General features: G+C 74.3%; 23 protein-coding genes. 10 read left to right on the forward strand and 13 right to left on the reverse strand.

Annotated features, from left to right (window positions below):
- Positions 1-39 precede the first annotated feature (39 nt).
- The 3 genes from OG500_RS32010 to OG500_RS32020 all read left to right on the forward strand — a co-directional run bounded on the left by OG500_RS32010 (position 40) and on the right by OG500_RS32020 (position 2,716).
- Positions 40-1,107, forward strand: a complete 1,068-nt coding sequence (locus tag OG500_RS32010; RefSeq protein ID WP_327070316.1) for a helix-turn-helix transcriptional regulator — start codon at positions 40-42, stop codon at positions 1,105-1,107.
- Positions 1,108-1,143: 36 nt separating this feature from the next.
- The gene (locus OG500_RS32015) at positions 1,144-1,905 is read left to right on the forward strand and encodes a VOC family protein (RefSeq protein WP_327070317.1); all 762 of its coding nucleotides are present in this window, start codon (positions 1,144-1,146) and stop codon (positions 1,903-1,905) included.
- A gap of 190 nt (positions 1,906-2,095) precedes the next feature.
- The gene (locus tag OG500_RS32020; RefSeq protein WP_329585162.1) at positions 2,096-2,716 is read left to right on the forward strand and encodes an Rv1733c family protein; all 621 of its coding nucleotides are present in this window, start codon (positions 2,096-2,098) and stop codon (positions 2,714-2,716) included.
- Positions 2,717-2,754: 38 nt separating this feature from the next.
- Here the strand turns inward: OG500_RS32020 and OG500_RS32025 are convergent, their stop codons facing one another.
- The 3 genes from OG500_RS32025 to OG500_RS32035 form a co-directional block, all read right to left on the reverse strand.
- Entirely contained in the window at positions 2,755-3,249 is a 495-nt protein-coding gene (locus OG500_RS32025) for a MarR family winged helix-turn-helix transcriptional regulator (RefSeq protein ID WP_327070319.1), read from the reverse strand.
- Between the two features lie 172 nt (positions 3,250-3,421).
- Positions 3,422-4,072: an NAD(P)-dependent oxidoreductase gene (locus OG500_RS32030; protein ID WP_329585165.1), complete on the reverse strand. Its 651-nt coding sequence runs from the start codon at positions 4,070-4,072 to the stop codon at positions 3,422-3,424.
- An 88-nt stretch (positions 4,073-4,160) separates the two neighbouring features.
- Positions 4,161-5,705 carry an ATP-dependent DNA ligase gene (locus tag OG500_RS32035; RefSeq protein WP_329585168.1) on the reverse strand — a complete coding sequence of 515 codons (1,545 nt, stop codon included), beginning with the start codon at positions 5,703-5,705 and terminating at the stop codon, positions 4,161-4,163.
- A 105-nt stretch (positions 5,706-5,810) separates the two neighbouring features.
- Between OG500_RS32035 and OG500_RS32040 the strand changes: the two genes are divergently transcribed.
- Positions 5,811-6,035, forward strand: coding sequence for a DUF2277 domain-containing protein (locus tag OG500_RS32040; RefSeq protein WP_327070322.1), 225 nt, complete (start codon positions 5,811-5,813; stop codon positions 6,033-6,035).
- A gap of 68 nt (positions 6,036-6,103) precedes the next feature.
- Here the strand turns inward: OG500_RS32040 and OG500_RS32045 are convergent, their stop codons facing one another.
- The 6 genes from OG500_RS32045 to OG500_RS32070 all read right to left on the reverse strand — a co-directional run bounded on the left by OG500_RS32045 (position 6,104) and on the right by OG500_RS32070 (position 10,401).
- A complete protein-coding gene (locus tag OG500_RS32045) occupies positions 6,104-7,051 on the reverse strand; it encodes a hypothetical protein (RefSeq protein ID WP_327070323.1) in 948 nt (315 codons plus the stop codon).
- A 293-nt stretch (positions 7,052-7,344) separates the two neighbouring features.
- Positions 7,345-7,974, reverse strand: coding sequence for a TIGR03086 family metal-binding protein (locus OG500_RS32050; protein ID WP_329585172.1), 630 nt, complete (start codon positions 7,972-7,974; stop codon positions 7,345-7,347).
- 53 nt (positions 7,975-8,027) lie between these two features.
- Positions 8,028-8,309 carry a DUF6158 family protein gene (locus OG500_RS32055; protein ID WP_329585175.1) on the reverse strand — a complete coding sequence of 94 codons (282 nt, stop codon included), beginning with the start codon at positions 8,307-8,309 and terminating at the stop codon, positions 8,028-8,030.
- Between the two features lie 78 nt (positions 8,310-8,387).
- Entirely contained in the window at positions 8,388-8,891 is a 504-nt protein-coding gene (locus OG500_RS32060; RefSeq protein WP_327070326.1) for a hemerythrin domain-containing protein, read from the reverse strand.
- Positions 8,892-9,015: 124 nt separating this feature from the next.
- Positions 9,016-9,249, reverse strand: coding sequence for a DUF3040 domain-containing protein (locus OG500_RS32065; protein ID WP_327070327.1), 234 nt, complete (start codon positions 9,247-9,249; stop codon positions 9,016-9,018).
- 54 nt (positions 9,250-9,303) lie between these two features.
- The gene (locus OG500_RS32070; protein WP_327070328.1) at positions 9,304-10,401 is read right to left on the reverse strand and encodes an ATP-dependent DNA ligase; all 1,098 of its coding nucleotides are present in this window, start codon (positions 10,399-10,401) and stop codon (positions 9,304-9,306) included.
- A 57-nt stretch (positions 10,402-10,458) separates the two neighbouring features.
- Between OG500_RS32070 and ligD the strand changes: the two genes are divergently transcribed.
- Entirely contained in the window at positions 10,459-11,481 is a 1,023-nt protein-coding gene (gene ligD, locus OG500_RS32075; RefSeq protein WP_329585181.1) for a non-homologous end-joining DNA ligase, read from the forward strand.
- Between the two features lie 19 nt (positions 11,482-11,500).
- Here ligD and lnt read toward each other — a convergent pair whose 3' ends face one another.
- Entirely contained in the window at positions 11,501-13,057 is a 1,557-nt protein-coding gene (lnt, locus tag OG500_RS32080; RefSeq protein WP_329585183.1) for an apolipoprotein N-acyltransferase, read from the reverse strand.
- Between the two features lie 195 nt (positions 13,058-13,252).
- On the opposite strand from lnt, the gene OG500_RS32085 reads away from it, so the two are divergent.
- Complete coding sequence (locus OG500_RS32085) at positions 13,253-13,762, forward strand: histidine kinase (protein WP_327070331.1); 510 nt, start codon at positions 13,253-13,255, stop codon at positions 13,760-13,762.
- A gap of 37 nt (positions 13,763-13,799) precedes the next feature.
- Here OG500_RS32085 and OG500_RS32090 read toward each other — a convergent pair whose 3' ends face one another.
- Positions 13,800-14,843, reverse strand: coding sequence for a LacI family DNA-binding transcriptional regulator (locus tag OG500_RS32090; RefSeq protein ID WP_327070332.1), 1,044 nt, complete (start codon positions 14,841-14,843; stop codon positions 13,800-13,802).
- Positions 14,844-15,052: 209 nt separating this feature from the next.
- Between OG500_RS32090 and OG500_RS32095 the strand changes: the two genes are divergently transcribed.
- From OG500_RS32095 to OG500_RS32110, 4 genes are all read left to right on the forward strand, one after another.
- A complete protein-coding gene (locus OG500_RS32095; protein ID WP_329585188.1) occupies positions 15,053-15,820 on the forward strand; it encodes an ATP-binding cassette domain-containing protein in 768 nt (255 codons plus the stop codon).
- Positions 15,817-16,833, forward strand: coding sequence for an ABC transporter permease (locus OG500_RS32100; protein WP_327070334.1), 1,017 nt, complete (start codon positions 15,817-15,819; stop codon positions 16,831-16,833). Before OG500_RS32095 ends, OG500_RS32100 begins: the two co-directional genes overlap by 4 nt.
- Positions 16,834-16,855: 22 nt before the next feature.
- Complete coding sequence (locus OG500_RS32105; RefSeq protein ID WP_327070335.1) at positions 16,856-17,833, forward strand: ABC transporter substrate-binding protein; 978 nt, start codon at positions 16,856-16,858, stop codon at positions 17,831-17,833.
- 232 nt (positions 17,834-18,065) lie between these two features.
- Positions 18,066-18,296, forward strand: a complete 231-nt coding sequence (locus OG500_RS32110) for a hypothetical protein (RefSeq protein ID WP_327070336.1) — start codon at positions 18,066-18,068, stop codon at positions 18,294-18,296.
- A gap of 6 nt (positions 18,297-18,302) precedes the next feature.
- Here OG500_RS32110 and OG500_RS32115 read toward each other — a convergent pair whose 3' ends face one another.
- Together OG500_RS32115 and OG500_RS32120 are read right to left on the reverse strand one after the other, a co-directional pair.
- Entirely contained in the window at positions 18,303-20,138 is a 1,836-nt protein-coding gene (locus OG500_RS32115; protein WP_329585191.1) for a SpoIIE family protein phosphatase, read from the reverse strand.
- 161 nt (positions 20,139-20,299) lie between these two features.
- Positions 20,300-22,978 (reverse strand): glycoside hydrolase family 31 protein, encoded by a 2,679-nt coding sequence (locus OG500_RS32120; RefSeq protein WP_329585193.1) that lies wholly within the window; start codon positions 22,976-22,978, stop codon positions 20,300-20,302.
- Positions 22,979-23,004: the final 26 nt, after the last annotated feature.

Consider the following 23,004-nt stretch of genomic DNA (forward strand, 5'->3'; position numbering starts at 1 on the left):
GGCCAGTTCCTGTCCCAGATGACTGGCATCGTTGGGGGCATGACCGACACACCGGCCCGCCTGCTCAAGCTGCTCTCCCTGCTGCAGACCCCGCGCGAGTGGCCGGGCAGCGAACTGGCCGAACGGCTCGGGGTCAGTGCGCGCACCGTGCGGCGCGACGTGGAGCGGCTGCGCGAGCTGGGCTACCCGGTCCAGGCCAGCCTCGGCGCCGTCGGCGGCTACCGGCTGGCCGCCGGCAAGGCGATGCCGCCGCTGCTGCTGGACGACGAGGAGGCGGTGGCCATCGCGGTCGGGCTGCGGACGGCGGCCGGCAGCGCGATCAGCGGGATAGAGGAGGCCTCGGTGCGGGCGCTGGCCAAGCTGGTCCAGGTGCTCCCCACCCGGCTGCGGCACCGGGTCACCGCGCTCAACGCGGCCACCGTCCCGCTGCCCGGTGGCGGCCCGGCGATCGACCCCGAGCTGCTCGCGGCGCTGGCCGGCGCGGTGGCGGGGCCGCAGCGGCTGCGCTTCGCCTACCGCGCTGCGGACGGCGCCGAGAGCCGGCGCCAGGTGGAGCCGCACCGCCTGGTCGCCACGGGGCACCGCTGGTACCTGGTCGCCTTCGACAACGACCGCGACGACTGGCGGATCTTCCGGGTCGACCGGATCACGGCGGCACAGCCGACCGGGGTGCGGTGCCCGCCGCGCGAGCTGCCCGCGCCGGACGCGGCGGCGTACGTGGCGGGCAAGCTGCGCGAGCGGGCCCGGACCTACCGGGCGGTGGTGGTGCTGCCGCTGTCGGCGGCCGAGGTGGCGCGCCGGCTCGGCGGGGCGCCGGTCGAGCTGGAGGAGCTGGACGAACGGCGCTGCCGGCTGCGCTCCGGCGCGGACACGCTGGAGTGGCTGGCCTTCCGGCTGCTCACCCTCGGCTGCGACTTCGAGGTGGAGGAGCCGGCCGAGCTCGTCAGCCATTTGCGCGAGCTCGGCGGCCGGATCACCCGCGCCACCGGACCGGCCATCGGACCGGCCACCGGGCCGGTCGCCGGGCCCGGGGAAGGGCCGGAGGGAGGTGAAATCCATCGTCCGGGCGTGGCGCGCTGCCCGGCGGGGTCGGACGGTGGCCGCTAGAGTCCCGGCCAGGGCCTGTCCGAGGGAGCAATCAGGGTGAAGTACGACAAAGTGGTCACCGGCGGGCCGTGCTGGGTGGAGCTGGGCACGGCCGACCCGGAGGGCGCCAAGGAGTTCTACCGCGAGCTCTTCGACTGGCGCGCCGAGACCGACCCGCGGCCGGAGGCCGGCGGCTACACCATGCTGCTGCGCGGCGAGCAGCCGGTGGCCGCACTCAGCCCGCTCTACGCTCCCGGGCAGCCCACCGCCTGGGGCGTCTCGTTCGCGGTGCCCGACACCGACGCCGCCGTGGCGGCGGTGAGCAGGGCGGGCGGACGGCTGGTGGTGGAGCCGGTGGACGTCTTCGACGCGGGCCGCTTCGCGGTGGCCGCCGACCCCACCGGCGCGGTCTTCGCGCTCTGGCAGGCGCGGGCCTTCCCTGGGGCGGCGGTGATCAACGAGGCGGTCTCGCTCGGCTGGGTCGAGCTGCACACCCGCGACGTGCCGGCGGCCACCGCCTTCTACCGCGAGGTCTTCGGCTGGAGCCTCAACGCCGGCACGGGCTACAGCCAGTGGGGGATCGACGGGGCGGACTTCGGCGGCATGGCGGCGCTGGGCGAGGAGTTTCCGCCCGAGGTCCCCTCGCACTGGCTGCCCTACTTCGCGGTGGCGGAGGTGGACGCCACGGTGCGGCGGGCCGAGGAGCTCGGCGGCCGGGCCCTGATGGGGCCGATGGACCTGGCGGGCGGGCGGCGGATCGCCGTGCTGGGCGACCGTCAGGGCGCCGCCTTCGGCCTCTGTCCGGCCGGCACCGACTGATGGTCCGCCCGCCGCGGTCGCATGGATCCGCCCCGTCCTGACCCTTGCCGTTGGGGCCCTTGGCTGAGTTATCGTCAGATTGTCAGTGCGGCACGGGAGGGGAGGGATGACCGTGCGGCGCAACCCTGGAACCCACCCCCAGCCGGACCGGCGCGAGCCGCCGAACCGGCGGGTCCCGTCCGGACAGCGCATGCCCAACGCGACCTGGCAGCACCTGCGTTGCGCGCTGGGCGGTGACCTCGGCCCGCTCTGTCGCCCGCTGGACCGCGCCCGCAGCCGGGCGCTGCTGCTCCTCGTCCTCGGCCTGCTGGCCGCGCTGCTGCTCGGCGCCCTGCCGGCCGTCCGCGGCGTGCTCGCCGCCGATGCCCGGGCCGCCGACCGCACCGCGCGCCTGCACCGGATCGCGGCGGTGGTGACCGGTTCGGTGCGCCCCGACGCCACCTCGCCCGGCCACCGCTTCAAGGGCGGTGACGGGGTGGTCGTGACCTGGGACTATCCGGCCGGGTACGCCGTGACCGCCCGGATCGACCTGCCGCAGGCGGCCCTCCAGGGCGGCACGGTGCCGGTCTGGGTGACCGACGACGGCGCCCTCGCCGACCCGCCGCCCTCCCGCCTGAGCCTGGCCCTGCTGGCGGTGGGCACGGGCACCGGTCTGTGGCTGCTGACGAGCGCGGCCGTGCTCGCCGCCTACGGGCTGCGCCGGCAGGTGATCGAGCGCCGCGGCGGGCAGCGCTGGGCCAGCGGCTGGGCGGCGGTGGAGCCGCACTGGTCGGGACGGCTGGACGGTCACCCGGACAGCACCTCGCCCTGACGGCGGATCGCCCGGCCGGGACCGGTGAGCGGCCGGGGTCAGCCCAGCGGCGGCAGCTCGGCGCGGGCGTGGGTGCCCAGCCGGTCCAGCGCCGTCACCAGCCCGCTCGCCTCGTCGGCCGACAGGGCGCCGTGCATCAGCCGTTCGGCCTCGCGGGTGTGGGCCGCGGCGGCGGTCACCAGGGTCCGTTCGCCCTGGCGGGTCATGGTCACCAGCTGGACCCGCCGGTCGGCGGGGGAGGGCGACCTGGTGACCAGGCCGGCCTCCACCATGCGGTCGATCAGCCGGGTGGCGCCGCCGCTGGTGAGCACCAGGCCGCCGGAGAGGCGGCTCATCGGGGTGCCGTCGGGGTGGGCGGCCAGGATCAGCAGCACCTCGAACATCGAGTGGCTGATCCCCGCCGCGCGCTGGATCGCGCCGCCCAGCAGCCGTTCCATCAGTGCGGAGGTGTTGAAGAGCACGCCGATCGCCTGGATCCGCGGATCGGCGGCGACCTGCGCGGCGGTGCGGGGCTGCGGGGCGGTCTCCGGCACGGGTGGCACTCCCTGGGGTCCTGTCGGTCTGCTGGTCCGGTCGCTCTGTCACGGTCCGGCCGGCGGGCCGCCGCGGGCCGCGACGACCGGTGCCCCATCGTGGCCGGAGCGGGGCCGCTGGTCCAGTGGGTGGCCGGCGGCCCCGCCCCGGGGTCGTCCCGAGCAGCCTGTCTCAGTAGCCGACGGTGAAGCGCTCGCCCAGGTGCGCCGGCTGCTCGATCTCGTCGACCAGTGCGAGGGCGTAGTCCTCGGTGGAGATCCGGCTGGTGCCGTCCGCGCCGATCAGCAGGTCCTCCAGGCCGGTGCGGTAGGCGCCGGTCCGCTCGCCGGGCTCGATCGTCCCGGCCGGGCTGAAGCTGGTCCAGGTCACGTCGCTGACGGTGCGGTAGAAGTCCAGCGCGTCACCGTGCGCGTGCATGATCTGCAGCAGGAACTCGGGCAGCCCCTCCTTGTCCCAGACCTGCTTGCCGTCGGGGGTGCGCAGCGAGCCGGCGCCGCCGACCGCGATCAGCCGCGGCGCGCCGTCGCCCAGTGCCCGCAGGCCGGCCACCAGGGACTTGGCGGAGGGCTCGATGGTGGCCAGGTGGCCCGGGCCGTCCCCGCCGCCCACAGCGCTGACCAGCACGTCCTGGCCGGCGGCGACGGCGCTGACCGAGGCCGGGTCGAGCACGTCGCCCTGGGTGACGGTCAGCGACGGGTGCGTCTCGGTGATCTTGGCGGGGTCGCGGACCACGGCGGTGACCTGGTGGCCGCGGTTCAGTGCCTCGCGGACGATGCGGCTGCCGATGGTGCCGTTGGCGCCGAAGACGGTGATCTTGGACATGGTGGCTCTCCTTGCGGGGTTCGGTACGGCCTGTCGTCAGAGGGAACAGTACCTGACTAGTCAGATATTTCCGGGTCGCCCGGATTCCTCAGACTTCTTCCGGAAGCAGCGCCCGCACCGCCTCGACCGTGTCCGCCTCGGCGGCCGGCTTGTCCTCGCGGTAGCGCAGCACCCGGGCAAAGCGCAGCGTGACCCCCTCGGGGTAGCGGGTCGAGCGCTGCACCCCGTCGAAGGCGATCTCCACCACCAGCTCGGGCCGCACCCGCACGCCCCAGGCCGGTCGCTCCACGGCGAGGCGGGCCAGCTGCTCGGTCTGCCGGTCGAGCAGCGCGTCGGTCAGTCCCTTGAAGGTCTTGCCGAGCATGGCGAAGGAACCGTCCGCCCGCCGTGCGCCCAGGTGCAGGTTGGACAGCCGCCCGGCCCGGCGCCCGTGCCCCCACTCGGCGGCCAGGACCACCAGGTCCAGCGTGTGCACCGGCTTCACCTTGAGCCAGGACGCCTGGCGCCGGCCCGCCGTGTACGGGGCGTCCAGCGCCTTGACCACCACGCCCTCCTGCCCGCCGGCCAGCGCCGCGGCGGCGAAGGCCTCGGCCGCCTGCCGGGTGGCCGGGTCCGCCGGGTCGGCCGCCACCAGTCGGCGCACCCGCAGCGGTTGCGGCACCAGACGGGCCAGCTCGGCGTGCCGCCGTTCGGCGGGCAGGTCCAGCAGGTCCCGGTCGTCCAGGGTCAGCAGGTCGAAGAAGGCGGGGGAGAGCGGCACCGACTCGGTGGCGCCGGCGACGTCCAGCCGGGAGCCGACCCGACCCGCGATCTGCTGGAACGGACGCGGCCGGCCACGGGCGTCCAGCGCGATCACCTCGCCGTCCAGCACCACGCGCGTCGCGGGCAGCGCGAGCACCGCGGCCACCACCTCGGGCAGCCGGTCGGTGATCTCCTCCAGCGTCCTGGTGTAGACGTGCACCGCCCGCCCGTCGCGGTGCACCTGGATCCGGATGCCGTCCAGCTTCTCCTCCACCGCGCACGGGCCCAGCCGCCCCAGCGCCTCGTCGACGCTCTTCGCGCTCTGCGCCAGCATCGGCAGCACCGGGCGGCCGACCGTCAGCCGGAACTCCGCCAGCGCCGCCGGGCCCTCGGTCAGCAGCCGCTCGGCCACCGCACCCAGCGTGCCGCCGAGCATCACCGCCCGGCGCACCTGTTCGGCGGGTGCGCCGGCCGCCGCCGCGAGTGCCTCCACCGCCAGCGCGTCCAGGGCGCCCTGGCGCACCTCGCCGCCGATCAGCCGGATCAGGAACTCCTGCTCGGGCGCGGTGGCGGCGGCCAGCAGCCCGGCCAGCAGGCGGCGCCGCTCGGCCTGGGCGCCGGCGCCGCGCACGGCGGCGAGCCGGTCCAGTGCGGCGGACACCTGGCGGACCGTCAAGGTGGCGTCGGTGGCCGGGGGAACGGGCTCGGCGAGCAGCTTCCAGCCCACGCCGAGCCGGCCCTGCGGCAGGCGGCCGGCCAGGTAGGTGATCACGGTGGGGGCCTCGGCCGGTTCGCCGGTCCGGAACAGCTCGGCCAGCAGCGCGGTCTTGCGGGAACGGGCCGAGGTGGCGGCGACCTCCTGCGAGGTCCGGGCGAGGTCGGCCAGCAGCATGCCCTCATGCTCGCCCGCTGCCCCGGGCGGCGCTACTCCTGGCCGGCGACGGGAGCAGGCCGGCGTGGCGCGGGGGCGCGCGGGGACGAGGAGCAGACTGGAGGCATGTGCCGAAGCATCAAGACCCTCCGCCCGCCCGTCTCGCCCGAGGTCACCGAGGCCGACATCCACGCGGCGGCGCTGCAGTACGTCCGCAAGGTGTCCGGGTTCCGGGCGCCGGCCGCACACAACCGGGTGGTGTTCGACCAGGCCGTCGCGGACATCGCCGCGGCCACCGGTCAGCTGCTGGCCGGTCTGGAGGTGCGGGGCGCCGCGGCCCGGGCCCACTGAACCCGGGCCGACAGACGCATGCGTCCGTGTCACCGGCCGAGCAGGCCGGTGACACGGGCGCGGGTGGGTCAGCGCTGGGCGCTGCGGCGGCGGGCGAAGTACACCGCGCCGGCGCCGATCACCAGCAGCGCCGCGCCGCCGCCCGCGAAGGCGGTCAGCTGCGTGCCGTTGGTGCCGGTGAAGGCCAGGCCGGTGGGCGTGGCCGAGACCGGCTTGACCGACGGCGTGCCGACCGGCTCACCGGTGGCGTCGGCCGAGGCGGTGGGCGCCGGCGAGGACGGGCTCGCGACGGCGACCGCGGAGGCCGGGGCCGAGCTGGTGGGCTGCACCGTGGCCGAGGCGCTCGGCCTGGTGCTCGGGCCCGCCGGGGCCGAGGCACTGGGCGAGGCCGGGTGCGAGGCGCTGGGCGTGCCCGTGCCGGGGGCCGAGGCGCTCGGCGACGGCACACCGGCCGAGGGGCTCGGCGAGGTGGGCGCCGACGGCGAGGGCGACGGGACGCCGGGGACGCTCGCGCCGGCCGACGGGGTCGGGGCCGGGACGCTGGGCGACGGGGTGGGCGTCGGGGCCTGGCACGCCTTGCCGCCGTTCCAGGCGCTGATCAGGTCGCCGTTGTAGACGGCGGTCGGGTAGTGCGGCAGCGGGGCGCTGACCCCGTCGTGCTTGGCCGAACCGCTGTACAGGTCGATCTGGCCGTAGCACTGCGGCAGGTGGGCGCTGATGTCCAGCGTCGCCTGCGGCTTCGCGCTGGTCAGCGTCGTGGTCGCCCAGCCGAGGAAGGTCTGGGTGCCGGAGCTGGCCCAGGTGGGCCCCTGGGTGCTGTACGAGGCCAGCGAGACCTGGTACGAGCAGCCCTTGCTGGCGCCGTCGACCTTGACCTGGACGCTGCCGGTGGTGCCCGACAGGCCGCCGCTGGTGACCCAGTGCGTGCCGTCGGTCGAGTAGCTGAGACCGGCGTCGTCGCAGCGCGCGCCTTCGTGGGCCTGGGCGGGCCCGGCGGCGAGGAGGGGGGCGGTCACGGCTATGCCGAGCGCCGCCAGAGCCGGAAGAGTCCGGCGCAGAGGGTGGTGCACTGAGATTGCTCCCTGGGAACGTAGGCGCACTGTGGTGAGAGCGCACCGCCCCGGCGGGCCGGGCGGCCGGCCGGGGGCATTGCGTCTTGAGAGCGGGACGATACCGGACGATCCGCCCAGGTCGATGACCAGGGCGGAGCTGTCCCTGACCGATCGTCGGGCCGGCGTGACGCGCGTTCAAGCGCGCGGGCGGGCCGGTCCGGCCGGGTCCCTCGGGCCCGGTCTGGCGGACGATCAGGTCAGTCGGTGAGTTCGGGGTCGAACGGTGGTTGCGGCGCGCAGCGGCGGCCGACCAGGCCGAGCATCCTGGTCTGCGGATCGGCGTGCGGCACGGTCGGCACCGCGGGCGCGAAGCACCCGACCGCAACCGCCGGCCCCGGGCGTGGTGCGAGCTCGTGCAGGGCGAACTCCACCAGCTCGGGTGCCAGGTGCGGGTCCTGGCCGGTGGCTCGGGCCAGGTCCCAGGTGTGCACGGTCAGATCGACGGTCAGCTGCGCGCAGAACTCCAGCGCGGGGCGCTCACCGGTGGACAGGCGGACCGCCAGCTCCAGCGCCCCCGGCGCACCGAACGCCTCCCGGGCGGCGGTGGCCGCGGCGCTCCAGCTGGCGGCCGGGTCGGCGCCCAGCACGTCACCCGCGAACCGGCCGCCCACCTGGCAGGGGGTGGCGCCGCGCAGCAGCTCGGGCACCCAGAGCTGCTCGGCCGTCAGGTGGTTGACCAGTTCGTGGACCGACCGCGCCGAGCACGGGCTGGCGGTCTGCCACTGGTTGGCGGCCACGCCCTGGACCCGGCGCCCCACCGAGGCCAGCGCCTCGGCGTACAGGCGCAGCACCTCGCGCCGGCGCCGGTCGGCGCCCTCCTGGCTCATCGGGCCCTCCTCACTGCGCGGTGCCACGGCGGTCGGCGTGCTGGCGGGTCGGCTCACTGCGGGGTGGCCTCGATGTGCGCGGCCGTCTCCCTGGCCCGGGCACCGGAGCGGGTGCGTCCCGCGGTGACCAGGCGGTCCGGGAAGCGCCGCAGGTACTCCGCCTCCAGTTCGGCGGTGCGCTCGTTGTGGTGCCGCAGCGCGTCGTCGGACCCGTAGAGGAAGGTCTCGTGCCTGGTCCGGTGGAGCTGTTCCAGCTCGTGCAGCAGTCGCTCGTCGAGCAGGCTGCGGGCGGCGACGCCCCCGGGGTCGCCGTCCGGGGTGGCGGTCGGTTGCATAGCGGGTGCCTCCTGGCTGTCGTGCTGGCGGATGGTGCTCGGTGCCCCCGTGCTCTTCAGGTACCCGTCCCGGGCTCGTCACGCCCCCGTCTGGCCCGGTGCCCCGGACGGGGTCCCGGAAACCGGTGGGTGGTGGCGCGGTGCGGTCTCGCGCACGGCCAGCAGCCGGGTGCCGATCTGCTGCAGGTCGGTGCGGCGCAGCGCGGCCCGCAGCTGCGGGAACCACTCGCGTTCCTCCCGGCTCATCTGCTGGGCGGCGGCCGACAGCAGGGCGTCCATCTGGCCGGTGAAGCCCGGCTCGGTGGGCGAGCGCGCCGCCACCTCCTCGCACAGCCGGTCGATCACCCGGTGGTCCCGGTAGCCGCGCAGCGCCTCGTGGGCCGGATCCCGGAGCACGGCGCTGACCTGCGGATACAGCACCTCGTCGACCAGGTAGGAGTGGACGGTGAGGTCGTGCACGATGTGCAGCGCGAGATCGCCGCGGGCAGCCGACTGGTCGGCGCCGAGCGCGCGGTACTCCTTGAAGAGCCGCTGCAGCTCCTTGTGTTCCTGCTTCAGCAGCACGATCGCGTCACTGGACATCCGCTCTCACCTTCTCGGCCTCGCGTGTCCCCTGAGTCGATGGTGCCAAAACGAACGGTCCGCCGGGCGGCGCGGGCGCGCGGGTGCGCCCGATCGGGGGATCCGGTGGCCCGGGGGAGAGGCTCTAGGGGAGCGGGATCCGGCCGCGCAGCAGCTCGTGCCACAGGCGCCGCAGCCGGGTGGCGGAGTCGTCCAGCGGGTTCTCCACGCCGCGCCCGGTGGCCAGGGCGGCGGCCTCCGCGACTCGCTCGCGGCTGCGGCGCCACTGTTCGAAGCGGCGGGCCAGCTGTGGGTCCTCGGCCGTCAGCCGCGCCTCGATCCGCCGGCTCTCCCGAGCCTCGTGCCGTGACAGGACCATGATCCTCACCTGCTGTCCCTTCGGGTGCCGCGCCAGGTGGTACGTCCTCGCGCGTCACCGGTCCGGCGACCTGCCGTCGTCCAGCAGCTGCGCCAGGTGGTAGCCGACCGGCTCCTCCAGCTGGCCGTAGTCGCAGCTTCGCGGGGTCCGGTCGGGGCGCCAGCGCTGGAAGCGGGTGGTGTGCCGGAACCGGGTCCCTTCCATGTGATCGTACGCGACCTCGCAGACCCGCTCAGGGCGGAGCGCGACCCAGGTGGCGTCCTTGGCGGCCTGGCCGGCCTTGCCGCTGCTCCACCGGCTGGGGGCACCGGGCATCCGGCTCGCCTCGTGCGCGCTCTCCTCGGTCCAGGCGGCCCACGGGTGCCCGGCGGGATCGGTCAGCCGCAGCGGGGCTAGTTCGGCGGCCAGCTCGCGGCGGCGGGCGGCGGTGAAGGAGGCGCAGACGCCGACGTGCTGGAGCGTGCCCGCCGCGTCGTACAGGCCCAGCAGCAGGGAGCCGACGCCCTGGCCGTCCTTGTGCTCGCGGTAGCCGGCCACCACGCAGTCGGCGGTGCGGCCGTGCTTGATCTTGAACATCGAACGGACCCCCGGGCGGTACGGCTCCGCCAGCGGCTTGGCCACGATGCCGTCCAGCCCCGCGCCCTCGAACCGGGTGAACCAGGTGCCGGCCAGCTCGCGGTCCCGGGTGGCCGGCGCGACGTGCACCCAGGGCCCGGCGTCCGCGAGGGCGCGCACCAGCGCGGGGCGGCGCACGGAGAGCGGCTGCTCGGTCAGCGCCTGGTCGTCCAGTGCGAGCAGGTCGAAGGCGATGAAGGTGACCGGGTGCTCGGCGGCGAGCTTGCGCACCCGGGAGGCCGCGGGGTGGATCCGCTCCTGCAGCTCCTCGAAGTGCAGCCGGCCGTCGTGCGCCAGCACGATCTCGCCGTCCAGCACGCAGCGGGCCGGCAGCTCGGCGCGGCAGGCCTCCAGCAGCTCGGGGAAGTAGCGGGCCAGCGACTTGCCCGTGCGGCTGAGCACCTCCACCTCGTCACCGTCCCGGAAGACGATCGCCCGGAAGCCGTCCCACTTGGCCTCGTAGTGCATGCCGGCGGGGATCTCGTCGACCGCCTTGGCGAGCATCGGCTGCACGGGCGGCATCACGGGAAGGTCCATGCACTGATCCTGCGTCACCCCCGCGCGCCCCGCAGCGCGTGCACCTAGCGTGGAGACATGGGCGAATCGGTGCAGCTGGAGGTCGGGGGGCGGAGCGTCAAGCTGTCCAACCCCGGCAAGGTCTACTACCCGGGCCCCGGGTACACCAAGCTGGACGTCGCGCAGTACTACCAGGCGGTCGGCGAGGCGGTGCTGCGCGGGCTGCGGGACCGGCCGACCACGCTGCAGCGGTTCCCGGACGGGGTGGAGGGCGAGTTCTTCTACCAGAAGCGGGCCCCGAAGAACACGCCCGGCTGGCTGCCCACGGCGCGGATCGCGTTCCCCAGCGGGCGGTTCGCGGACGAGATCTGCCCGGGCGAGCCGGCCGCCGTGCTCTGGGCGGCCAACCTCGGCTGCCTGACCTTCCACCCCTGGCCGGTGCGCCGCCCCGACACCGACCGGCCCGACGAGCTGCGCCTGGACCTCGACCCGCAGCCCGGCACCGACTTCACGGACGCGGTGCGCGCCGCGCACCAGCTGCGCGAGGTGCTGGCGGAGTGCGGGCTGACCGGCTGGCCCAAGACCTCCGGCGGGCGCGGCCTGCACGTCTACGTGCCGATCCGCCCCGAGTGGACCTTCGCCGAGGTGCGGCGCTGCGCGATCGCGCTCGGTCGGGCGCTGGAGCGGCGGATGCCGGACCAGGTCACCACGCACTGGTGGAAGGAGGAGCGGGGCCGGCGGGTCTTCGTCGACTACAACCAGATGGCCCGCGACCGCACCATCGCCTCGCCCTACTCGCTGCGCCCGCGGCCCGAGGCGACCGTCTCGACCCCGCTGCACTGGACGGAGCTGGACGCGGCGGCGCCCGGCGACTTCACGCTGCGCACGGTGCCCGCGCGGCTGGCCGAGCTGGGCGATCCGTACGCCGAACTGGACGAGCACGCCTTCGGGTTGGAGGCGGTGCTGGAGCTGGCGGAGCGTCAGGAACGGGACGAGGGGCTGGGCGAGATGCCCTACCCGCCCGATCACCCGAAGGCGCCGGGCGAGCCGCCGCGGGTGCAGCCGAGCCGGGCCCGGCACGATCCGCCGGACACGCCGTAGGACACGCCGTAGGACGGGGCTAGGTGCGGCTCGCGGTGGCGGGCTGCTCGGCGCCCTCGTCGGCCGGGGCGGTGGCGGCGCGGCGCGGGCGGCCCGGGCGCAGGGCACAGCCGGCCGCGCCGAGGCTGAGCGCCACCGCCGACCAGGGCACCACGTCGCCGATCCGGTCGTAGACGGTGCGCACCCGCGGGTCGGGCAGGCCGAGCTGGACGGTGAGCGTGCCGCGCTGCCCGGTGCCGTACCTGGCCAGCTCGCGGCCCTGCGGGTCGAAGGCCACCGACACGCCGGTGAGCGCGGCCTGCACCACCGGGCGACCGGTCTCGGCGGCGCGCAGTGCGGCCAGGGAGGCGTGCTGCTCCGGGGCCCAGGTGTGCTGGAAGGTGGAGGTGGCCGACTGGTAGACGAGCAGCTGCGCGCCCTGCAGGGTGGCGGTCCTGGACAGGTCGGGGAAGGCCGACTCGAAGCAGATCAGCACCCCGGTGGGCAGCGGGCGCCCGGAGCGGTCGACGGGTTCGAAGAGGTGGAAGCTGTGGCCGGGGGTGCGGTTCTCGGCGGCTGCCTTGCTGATCCCCGTCAGCCAGCCGAGCGCCGCGCGGAACGGGATGTACTCGCCGAACGGGACCAGGCGCATCTTGGCGTACCGGGCCTGGATGCCGGTCGCGTCCAGCAGCACGGCGTCCTTGGAGATGTGTCCGTCGGCCTTCCGGGCGTCCTCGTTGACCAGCAGCTCGGTGTGGCCGGTCGCCGCCAGCGCGCGCAGCCGCGAGAGTGCGGCGGTGTCCCGGGACAGGTCGGTGGTGACGCTGCTCTCGCCCCAGACCACCAGGTCGGGCTGGTCGGTGAGGGCGCTGGTGAGTGCGGCCGAGGCACCGAGGCGGGAGGCGCCGTCGGGGCTGGTGCCCGGCTGGATCAGCGCCAGGGTGGCGGTGCGCACCGCGACCGGGGCCGGGGTCAGCGCGAAGGCGGCGGGGCCGGCCAGCAGCAGGGCCGCCGCCGCGCCTGCGCCGAGCGCACGCAGCGCCGTGCGCTCGGCCACCAGCACCAGCAGCACGGCGGTGTTGACCGCCACCACCGCGGCGCTGACCAGCCAGATGCCGCCGATCGAGGCCAGCGCCAGCACGGTGGGGTGCTGCCACTGGGTGGCGCCGAGCAGCGCCCAGGGGCCGCCGAGCGCCTGCCAGGAGCGGGCGAACTCCGCCACCACCCAGACGGCCGGTAGCAGAACCAGTGCGGCCAGCGCTCGACGCGCCGTCAGCGCCGGTCGCAGCAGCGCCCGGGCGGCCACGCCGAAGCCGCTCTGCAGCACGCCGAAGACCACCGCGATCAGCGGCAGCGCCGGGCCCACGCTGGGCAGCAGCCAGTACATCGCGGCCAGCACGAAGCCGGTGCCGAACCACCAGCCGCGCACCGCCGCCTCCCGGGCGCTGGGCGCGGCGCGCAGCAGGAGCAGGCCGGGGACCAGGGCGACCCAGGCCAGCGGCTCCAGGTCGAGCGAGGGGAAGGCGAGCACCGGGAACATGCCCGCGACGAGGCAGCCGTAGCGGGCGGGGACGCTGAGCGCGGCACGGAGCGACATGCGCTGATTGTCCGCGCACACACCCCTCGGCACTACCACGGCGGCCCCTTGGGTCGCGCGTGTCGCACCGCGCCCCGCCCGGGCGCGGCGCTTAGGGTCTGTCCAGCCGATCTTGCCGGGCAGGATCGACCGGACAGACCCCAGCGTGCGCGGTACGGCTCCCGTGCGCCGCACAGCTCCGGAGAGGACGACCCCATGTCGGACGACGCCCACACCATGCTCTTCGTCACCTTCGCCGACCCGGCCGCCGCGCTGGCCGCCTTCGCCGAGGCGAAGGAACTGCCCGGGGCGCGGCAGGCGGCCGTGCTGCGGCGCTCGGCCGAGGGACTGCTCGACACGCCGGAGAGCTGGGTGCGCGGAGCCGGGACGCCGACGGTCGCCACCGGGATCGTCGGCGGGCTGCTCGGTCTGCTGGGCGGGCCGGTGGGGGTGCTGCTCGGCTGGACGGCCGGCACGGTGCTCGGCGGGGCCGCCGAGCTGAAGCAGTTCCAGGAGGGGGCCGAGGGCCTGCTGGTCTACAGCCGCGACCTGGCGGAGGGGCACGCGATGCTGATCGTCGAGCTGCACGAGCACGACCAGCGGCCCGCGGACGAGCTGGCCGAGCGGCACGGCGGTCAGCTGGTGCGCCGGCCGGCCGAGGAGGTGGCGGCCGAGGTACGGGCCGCCGAGCAGGCGGCGGACGAGGCTCAGGGCGGAAAGAACTGACGACTCGTCAGATGTATGGGGCGAGGTCGGGCGTGGATCAGGCGTAGCGCACCGGCAGTTCGCCGGAGCCGCGCGGGATCAGCCGGGTCGGCAGCTCGATCCGCTGCGCCGGGCCGTGCTCGCCGGCCAGTCGGGCGAAGAGCAACTCGGCGGCGGTGCGCCCGAGTCGGGCCGGGTCCTGGGCCACCACGGTGACCGGCACGGTGAGCAGGTCGGCGAGCTCGAAGTCGTCGAAGCCGACCAGGGCGGGCCGGTGCGGCAGCCCGGCCAGCTCGCGCAGCACGGCGACGGTGATCCGGTTGTTGCCGCACAGCAGGGCGCTGACCGGCCAGCGGCCCGCGAGCATCCGCTGGAGCGCCAGGCGGATCCGGGCCGGTTCGGGCGCGCTCATCGACACCCAGCTCTCGCGGGCCGGCAGCCGGGCCGCGGCCAGCGCCGCGCGGTAGCCGCGCAGCCGTTCGGTGGCGGTGTGGATCTCGGGGGCGTCGCCCAGGAAGCCGATCCGGCGGTGCCCCTGGCGCAGCAGGTGCTCGATGCCCTCGCGGGCGCCGCGCGCGTTGGCACTCAGCACGGTGTCGGCCACCAGGCCGCAGGCCGGTCGGTCGACGCAGACGATCGGGGTGCCGGCCGCCTGCTCGGGCAGCAGGTAGCCCTGGTCGGTGCCGGTCGGCACCAGGATCAGCCCGTCCACCCGGCGGGCGCAGAAGGCGAGCGCGAGGTCGCGTTCGCGCTGCGGCTGCTGGGCGGAGGAGCCGGAGAAGAGCAACGAGCCGTGCCGGCGGGCGACTTCCTCCACCGCCCGGCACAGCGGCGCGTAGAACGGGTCGGCGAGGTCCTCCAGCACCAGGCCGACGCTGCCGGTGCGCAGCCCCTGACGCAGCAGCCGGGCCCCGTCGTTGCGCCGGTAGCCGAGTGCCTCGATGGCCTCGCGGACCCGGGCCGCGGTGGCCGCGGTGACCCCGGACTCCTCGTTCACCACCCGGGAGACGGTCTTGACGCCGACGCCCGCCGCGGCGGCGACGTCCTTCATGGTGGACCGCCCGGCCGGCTCCGCGGCGGGGCGCGCCTGACGTGCAGGCATGGAGCTGCCGCCTTCCGAGTGCGGTGGACATGACGGCTCTGACAACGTTGCCAGCGCAGTATAGGTAGTGCCCAGGCGGACGGTAAGTTGCTGAACTCGCGTGTTACGAAGCGATATTGACGGCCGTTTCTTCGGTTCGGAGTCTTGACGGTGATCGACCGCCATGAGTTCATGCCAGAGGCGACAACGTTGTCAGGGCGGAGGTAGGAATGACCGAACCGCTACTCGACGCACGAGGCCTGTGGAAGACCTACGGCCAGGTGGAAGCACTGCGCGGAGCGGGTTTCACCGTGTACCCGGGCGAGGTGGTCGCGCTCATCGGTGACAACGGCGCGGGCAAGTCCACCCTGGTCAAGACCCTGGTGGGCGCGGTGGCTCCGGACGAGGGCGAGATCCTGCTGGACGGCCGCCCGGTCTCCTTCGCCGGCCCGCGGGACGCCCAGCGCCTGGGCATCGAGACGGTCTACCAGGACCTGGCGCTGGCCGCCGACCTGGATGCCGCCGCCAACCTCTTCCTCGGCCGCGAGCGCCTGCGCCCCGGGCTGCTGGGCGCGTTCGGGGTGCTGGACAAGCGCGGGATGCGCGAGCACTCGGTGGCCGCCTTCGCCGAACTCGGCGTCGAGCTCAAGGACATCGACGCGCCGGTGGCCACCCTCTCGGGCGGCCAGCGGCAGAGCGTGGCGATCGCCCGCTCGGTGGCCTGGGCCTCCCGGGTGGTCTTCATGGACGAGCCGACCGCCGCGCTCGGCGTGCTCCAGCGCGGGCGGGTGCTCGACCTGATCCGGCGGGTCCGCGACCAGGGCGTGTCCACGGTGCTGATCAGCCACAACATGCCCGAGGTGCTCTCGGTCGCCGACCGGGTCGAAGTGCTGCGGCTGGGGCGGCGGGTGGCGCGCTTCCAGGCGGCGGAGACCACGCTGGACGAACTGGTGGCCGCGATGACCGGGGCGCTGGCGACCGAGGAGGAGGAGACATGAGCAAAGGCCCGGCGCCGGTGGACCATGCCCTCGCGCTGCTCTGGCAGCGGGCCAGGGGCCAGAACACCCTGTGGACCTTCCTGGTCCTGCTCGTCCTGGTGGCGGTGTTCTCGGCGCTGCGCCCGAACGCCTTCGCCACCACCTTCGAGTTCAAGTCCATCGCCGTCGAGTCGGCCATCCTGGTGGTGCTCGCGGTCGGCCAGACCTTCGTGATCGTCACCTCCGGCATCGACCTGTCGGTCGGCTCGGTGCTCATCTTCTCCGGCGTCGTCGCGGTCCGGACGATGAACGGGCTGGACGCGGGGCCGAACCCGGGCATCGGGGTCGTGCTGGCCGGCGTGGCCGCGGGGCTGCTCGCCGGGCTGGTCTGGGGAGTCTTCAACGGCTTCTGGGTGGCCAAGGCGAAGGTTCCGCCGCTGATCGTCACGCTGGGCACGCTGGGCATCGCGCTCGGCCTGGCGCAGATCCTCACGCACGGTGTGGACGTCGGCAACGTGCCGGCCTCGCTAGCCAATTCGGTGGGCAGCGGCAGCGTGTTCGGCATCCCCTGGCTGATCGTGGTGGCGGTGCTGGTGGTCGCGCTGGCGACGCTCGCGCTGAACACCACCCGGTTCGGCCGCTACACCCGGGCGGTGGGCTCCAACGAGGAGGCGGCCGGCCGGGTCGGCATCCGGGTGGACCGGCACCTGATCAAGGTCTACGCGCTGTCCGGCCTGCTCTCCGGGCTGGCGGGCGTGCTCAACCTCGCGCACTACAGCAGCACCACGCTGACCAGCGGCGCCCAGGACAACCTGAACGCCATCGCCGCCGTGGTGCTCGGCGGTACCAGCCTGTTCGGCGGTGTCGGCACGGTGATCGGCACCGTCATCGGCGTCTTCATCCCCGCGGTGCTGCAGAGCGGCTTCACCATTCTCCAGGTGCAGTCCTTCTGGCAGACCGTGGCGGTCGGCGCGGTGCTGATCCTGGCCGTCTACTTCGACCAGTTGCGCCGGCGCAGACGCAGCAACCGATGATCCCAGAAAGGTGGAACTCACGGTGCAGAGAAGGATTCTGGCGGTAGGCGCGGTCGCCCTGCTGGCGCTGGTGGCGGGCTGTGGCAGCTCGGGCGGCTCCGGCGGGGGCGCGGGCGGCAAGTCCATCGCCTTCGTGGCCGGCAACACCGGCGACCCGTTCTACATCACCATGAAGTGCGGCGCCCAGGCGGAGGCGGGCAAGCTCGGCGAGAAGTTCACCGCCACCGGCTCGGCCGAGTGGAGCGTGCCGGAGCAGGTCAGCTCGGTGACCAGCGTGACCGCCACCCGGCCGGCCGGGGTGCTGATCTCGCCGGTGGACCCGAACTCGCTGCAGGGGCCGATCCGGACCCTGCAGAACAACGGGACCAAGGTGGCGATCGTCGACACCACGCTGACCGACGGCTCGATCGGCGTCACCCGGATCTCCTCCAACAACCTCCAGGGCGGCCAGAAGGCGGCCGACACCATGGCCCAGCTGGTCAACGGAACCGGAGAGGTGGTGGTGCTCACGCCCGACCTGACCACGACCACCACCAATGCCCGGATCCAGGGCTTCAAGCAGGAACTCGCCGCCAAGTACCCCGGGTTGAAGATCGACGACGTCCGCCAGGTGGGGGACACCGCGCAGGGTGCCGCCTCCGCGGTGGGCGACGAACTCGCCGCCCACCCGAACCTGGTGGGCATCTTCACGGCCAACTCGCAGACCGGCGAGGGGGTCGGCACCGGCCTGAAGAACGCGGGCAAGCAGGGCAGCATCAAGGTGGTCTCCTTCGACGCCGGCCCGCAGCAGGTCGCCGCGCTCAAGAGCGGCGCGGTGGACGCCCTGATCTCGCAGGACCCCTACGGGATCGGGCAGCAGGCGGTCGACCAGCTGGTCGACGCGCTCACCAAGAAGCCGGTCACCCCCTCGATCCAGACCGACCTGGCCAGCATCACCCGGGACAACGTGGGCGACCCCAGCGTGGCCCGGTTCCTCTACAAGAGCGACTGCAGCTCCTGACCATGCCGCCGGTCCCCTAGGGCCTGTCCGGCGGATCTTGCCGGGCGCGCGACGCCGGGAATCCCGCCTGGACGCACGCCCGAATCGCCCAAGTACGACCCAGTACGAGGGCGACTCGGGCGCACGCCCAGCCGGGCCCCCAACGCCGCGCGCTGATCCGACAAGATCCGCCGGACAGGCCCTGGCGGCTCCCCGCCAGGACGAACCGCGGTGGCTGTCGCACGCTGGTGCTATGGACACACATGGAAGTCACGACCCGCTGGTCGAGGTCGCCCCGCTCGGCAGCGACAACCGCTACCGCCTGGTCCGGTTCAAGGGCCACGACTGGGAGCCGGTCGACCGGCAGGAGTTCCGAGCGGAGGCGGCCCGGCTCTTCCCGGGCCTGGACCTGGAGGATTCCGAGCAGGTGGAGTGGCAGGACCACCCGTGGGAGTGGCCGAACTGGCACCCGGGCGAGGCCTGAGCCCGGTCAGCGGCCCGGTGGCGGCCGGCCGTCCGCCACCCGGGCGGCCAGCACCGCCACGTCGTCCTCGCCGTGCCCGGCGCCCAGCCCGGTCAGCGCGGTGTCGATCAGGTGCTCCAGCGGCGCGGTCGGGTCCAGGGCGAGCGCGGCCAGCGCGTCGAGCGACTGCTCGATGTCGCGGTCGCGCCGCTCCACCAGGCCGTCGGTGTAGAGCAGCAGCGTGGCACCGGGGGCGAACGGCAGGATGAGCTGCTGGTGGCCGCCCACGTCCACGCCCAGCGGCGGGGCGACCGGCAGCCGCAGCAGCCGGGCCCGGTCGCCCGGGGCCAGCAGCAGCGGCGGCAGGTGGCCGGCGCTGGCGTAGGTGCAGGACCGCGCGGCCGGGTCGAGCAGCGCCAGCACGCAGGTCGCCACCCGCTCCTGGCCCTGTGCCGCGACGATGCGCTCGGCCTCCCGCAGGATCCCGGCCGGCGAGCGGCGCTGCAGCGCCAGCGCGCGCACCAGGGTGCGGTACTCGCTCATGGTCGCGGCGGCGTCCAGGCCGTGGCCCATCACGTCGCCGACCACCAGCAGGGTCCGGCCGCCCGGTAGCGCCACCGTGTCGTACCAGTCGCCGCCCACCTCGGCGCTGGCCCCGGCCGGCAGGTAGCGGCCGCAGCTCTCGACGTCGGGGTGCGGGCGCATCGGCTCGGCCAGCAGCGCCCGTTGCAGGGCCAGCGTGGAGGCGTGCTCGTGCGAGTAGCGCTGGGCGTTGCTGATGCTGGAGCCGGCCCGGCTGGCCAGTTCGACCATCAGCGCGACCTCGTCCGGGCTGAAGCCGGGCGAGCGGCCGGCGCGGGCCAGCAGCACCACGCCGATCACCGTGCCGCTCGCGGTGAGCGGCACGTAGACCGCCGAGTGCAGGCCCAGCCGCCGGTAGAGGGCGACCCGTTCGGCGTTGGTGGCGGAGGTGCGGATCTCCTCGTCGGTCGGGAAGTTGAGCACGACCGGTGCCCGGTCGAGCACGCAGCGGGCGGCCGCGGAGCCCGCCTGGGGCTCGATCAGCGCGCCCGCGCCGCCGACCGTGGCGCCGGTGCCGACCAGCTCGGGCGTGCTGCTCAGCGCGAGCCGGCGCATGGCCAGCGCGCCGGGCTCCGGGGGGTCGGCGAAGCGGCGGCCGGGCTCCAGGACGTCGACCAGTGCGACGTCCGCCAGCTGCGGGACCAGCAGCCGGGTGAGCTCCTTGGAGGCCTGCTCGACGTCGAGCGTGGTGCCGATCCGGGTGGCCGCCTCGTCCAGCAGCGCCAGCCGGGTGCGGGCCCGGTCCAGCGCCTGGCGGATCCGGCGGTCCTCGGTGATCTCCAGCACCATGGCCACCGCGCCCAGCGGTGTCCCGGCCTCGCTGTCCAGGCGGTGGTAGGCGTTGTGCCACCAGCGCGGCTCGGTGGGCGGCCCCGAGGGGGTGGTGCCCTCGACGATGTGGGTGCGCGGCTCGCCGTCGGCCAGCACCGCCAGGAGCGCGCTCTCGGCGGCGTCGACGTTGATCCCCGGGATCACCTCGGCCATCCGGCGCCCGGTGTGCTCCTCGGCGGGGACCCCGTTGATCTCCGCCAGGGTCCGGTTGACGTAGCGGTAGCGCAGCTCGGTGTCGAAGACGGCGATGCCCACCATGGCCCCGTCCAGGACCTGGCGGGCGAGGTGGTAGTCGGTGAGCAGGACGTCGAACTCGTCGCGGTGGTCGTCGCAGCCGCAGGCCAGTTCGGCCAGCAGCCGCCGGGCCTGGTCGTCGTCGAGGAAGGCGATCAGGGGGTCGCGGCCGGTCTGCCCGGGCCCGTCGAAGGAGCGTGGCTGGCGGTCGGCCATGGTCCTCCTGCCGGCTCGGCGGCGCGGGGTGCGCCGGGTGTGGCTGCCAGGGTGGGGGCGGCGTCTGGGGCGCTCCTCAGTCCGATCATCCCATCGATAGCAGCGTGCCGCCGGGCACCCCACGGGGTGGTGCCCGGCGGCACGGGGACAGCGCGGCGGGGTCAGCCGGCCAGGCCGCCCGCGCCCGCCAGCAGCAGCGAGAACGAGCCGCTGGTCGACTCCTTCGGCGTGGTCACGTGCACCACGCCCGCCGTCGCGTCGTAGCTCCAGCTGCTGCCGTCCGCCGCCCCGGAGCGGGCCAGCGGACGGCCGTCCAGCAGCACCACGGCGGGCGCGGCGCCCACGTGCACGCTGAAGTCGTAGGAGCGCGCCGCCGGCTTGCCGGTGTAGCTGCCCACGCTCGGGCCGACGTTCACCTCGGTCACGCCGTGGCCCTGGCCCAGCGCGTGGACGGTGACGTGCTGGGTGGCGCTGGCGCCCTGCTGGTAGGCCCGGGTGGTGCCGTCGTCCTCGTAGAGGGTGTAGTCGGACTGGCCCTGGGCGTAGATGTCGTAGCCCAGCCTTCCGGTGTCCCGGGTCTGCCAGGAGAGCGTGCCCTTGGGCCACATCGGCACGACGGAGCCCGCCTTGACGAAGAGCGGCAGGGTGTCCAGCGGCGCCTGGTAGTCGTTGATCGTGGTGGGGCCCTGGTAGGTCCTGCCGGACCAGTAGTCCACCCAGGTGCCCTTGGGCAGGTAGATCCCGCTGCGGGTCTGCGAGCCGTCGTAGACCGGCGCGACCAGGAAGTCGTCACCGGACAGGAACTCGTACGTGGCCGCGTCGCCCCAGGTGTTCGGGTCGTTCGGGTAGTCGAGCACCAGCGGGCGCACCGGCCCCACGCCGCTCTGGTGCGCCTGGGCGGCCAGCGTGTAGAAGTACGGCAGCAGTTGCTCCTTGAGCTGCAGGTAGCGGTTGTTGATCGCGGTGTACGGCGCCCCGAACTGCCAGGGCTGCTTGTCGCTGGTGGCCCACCCGTCCATGGTCATGATGGTCGGGATGAAGGTCTTCCACTCCAGGTCGCGGGTCTCGACCTGGGGATCGCTGCCGAAGATGCCGCCCACGTCACCGGTGTCGTAGGCGATGCCGGACATGGTGGCGCCCGCGTAGGTGGGGATCTGCCACTTCAGGTACTCGTCGTTGCCGGTCTGGTCACCGCTCCAGACCACGCCGCAGCGCTGCACGCCGGCCCAGGAGACCGGCAGCCAGACGAAGCCGCGCGCGTCGCTGTTCTGCTCGATCCCGTCCTTGGCGCTCTGGCAGCCGTCCAGCGCGAACTGGTAGCCGGGGCCGACCCAGCCGACGTCCAGCTTGCGGACCCGTACGCCCGCCTTCACCTCCTCGCCCTGGTTGGGCAGGCCGGTGGAGGTCCACAGGCCCAGCTGCATGTGGTGGTCGCGCAGGCCCTGGCCGGTCTGCGCGAGGTCCTCGTAGCCGCAGCCGTAGCCGTCGTTGACCAGCATCCAGCCGAGCGGGGTCTGGTTCTGGGTGTAGCCGTCGGCGACCTTGAGCGCGTCCAGGGTGTGCCGGTCGCCGCGGTTGGCGTTGTGCAGGTAGCAGTCCGAGTCGCCCGGCTCCAGGCCGTAGACCGGGGGCATGAAGGGCTTGCCGACCAGGTCGGTGTACTGGCCGATGATCTTCTTGAGGTCCGGGCCGTAGAAGAAGTAGCCGTCGAAGCGGCGCTCCTGGGCGGAGGTGGTCACCGGGTCGGCGAAGTCGTACAGGCCCGGGGCGAAGGTGTCGCGGAAGACGCCGTAGCCGGCGCTGGAGAGGTAGAACGGCTGGGAGTTGTTGTAGCCGCCCTCGTTCCAGTTGAAGCTGTTGGCCACGTGCACCTGCTGGTCGCGGTGCGAGAAGCTGCCGTTCTGCTCGCCGGCGCCGTAGAACTGCTCCTGCGGGCCGCGGGCCAGGGTCTGCTGCATCGCGTCCTGGGTCCACGTCAGGCCGCGGGTCTCCTGCCAGACGACGGTGCGGTTGTCGGACTTGTAGAGGGCGAAGCGCAGCGGGCTCTTGTAGGCCCGCAGCACCAGGTCCTTGGAGGCGATCCCCCAGTAGGCGCCGGCGTCGAACTCGTGGGTGCCGGCGATCGCGGCCGGCGGGTCGGGCACCATCTCCTTGCCCGGCGGGTCGGTGAAGGTGCCGTCCGGGGCCAGCTGGAGGCGGAAGACGTCCTCGGCGGTGAAGTCCACCCGGGCGCGGGCGGCGCCGGCCTGGATCAGGTAGCCGTTGCCGTCGTGCTTCAGCGCGGTGGCGGCGCCCACCGTGGTGGCCTGCGGGATGCTCGCGGTCAGCGTGAAGCCGGAGTCGGTCACCGCGTACGGGACCACCAGCACGTGGTAGGTGCCGGAGGCGTTCGGGATCACCGTCGCCTCCGGGTCGGCGGAGCTGGCGCTCTCGGCGACCTCGTGGCCGGTGGAGTCGTAGACGTAGAGGTCGAAGTCGTTGTTCTGGTCGGGCCATTGGACGGAGAGCGGGACGCCGCCGTCCGGGTTGCCCGACCAGTAGGAGGCGGGGACGTCGACGGTCAGGTCGTAGCGGCCGCAGGTCAGGCCCTGCGGGTCCTGCGCCTGGCTCGGGCAGTGCGCCGGGTCGGCGACCGAGCCCTTGGCGAAGACCGGGCTCTGCCAGCTGAGGGTGTGCGAGCCGCTCAGGGCGAGGGTGCCGCCGGAGGTGGTGTCCGCGTGGGCGGCGACCTGGCCGCCGAGCAGTGCGCAGAGCACGCCGAGCACGGCGGCCAGCGAGGCGGTGCGGGCCCGGCGGAGTCTGCGGGGAGGGGTGCGGTGGGGTGTTCGGCGCGATCGCATACAGCCGTCCAGAGAAGTGGAGGGAT

Source organism: Kitasatospora sp. NBC_01250, assembly GCF_036226465.1.
Classification (GTDB): Bacteria; Actinomycetota; Actinomycetes; order Streptomycetales; family Streptomycetaceae; genus Kitasatospora.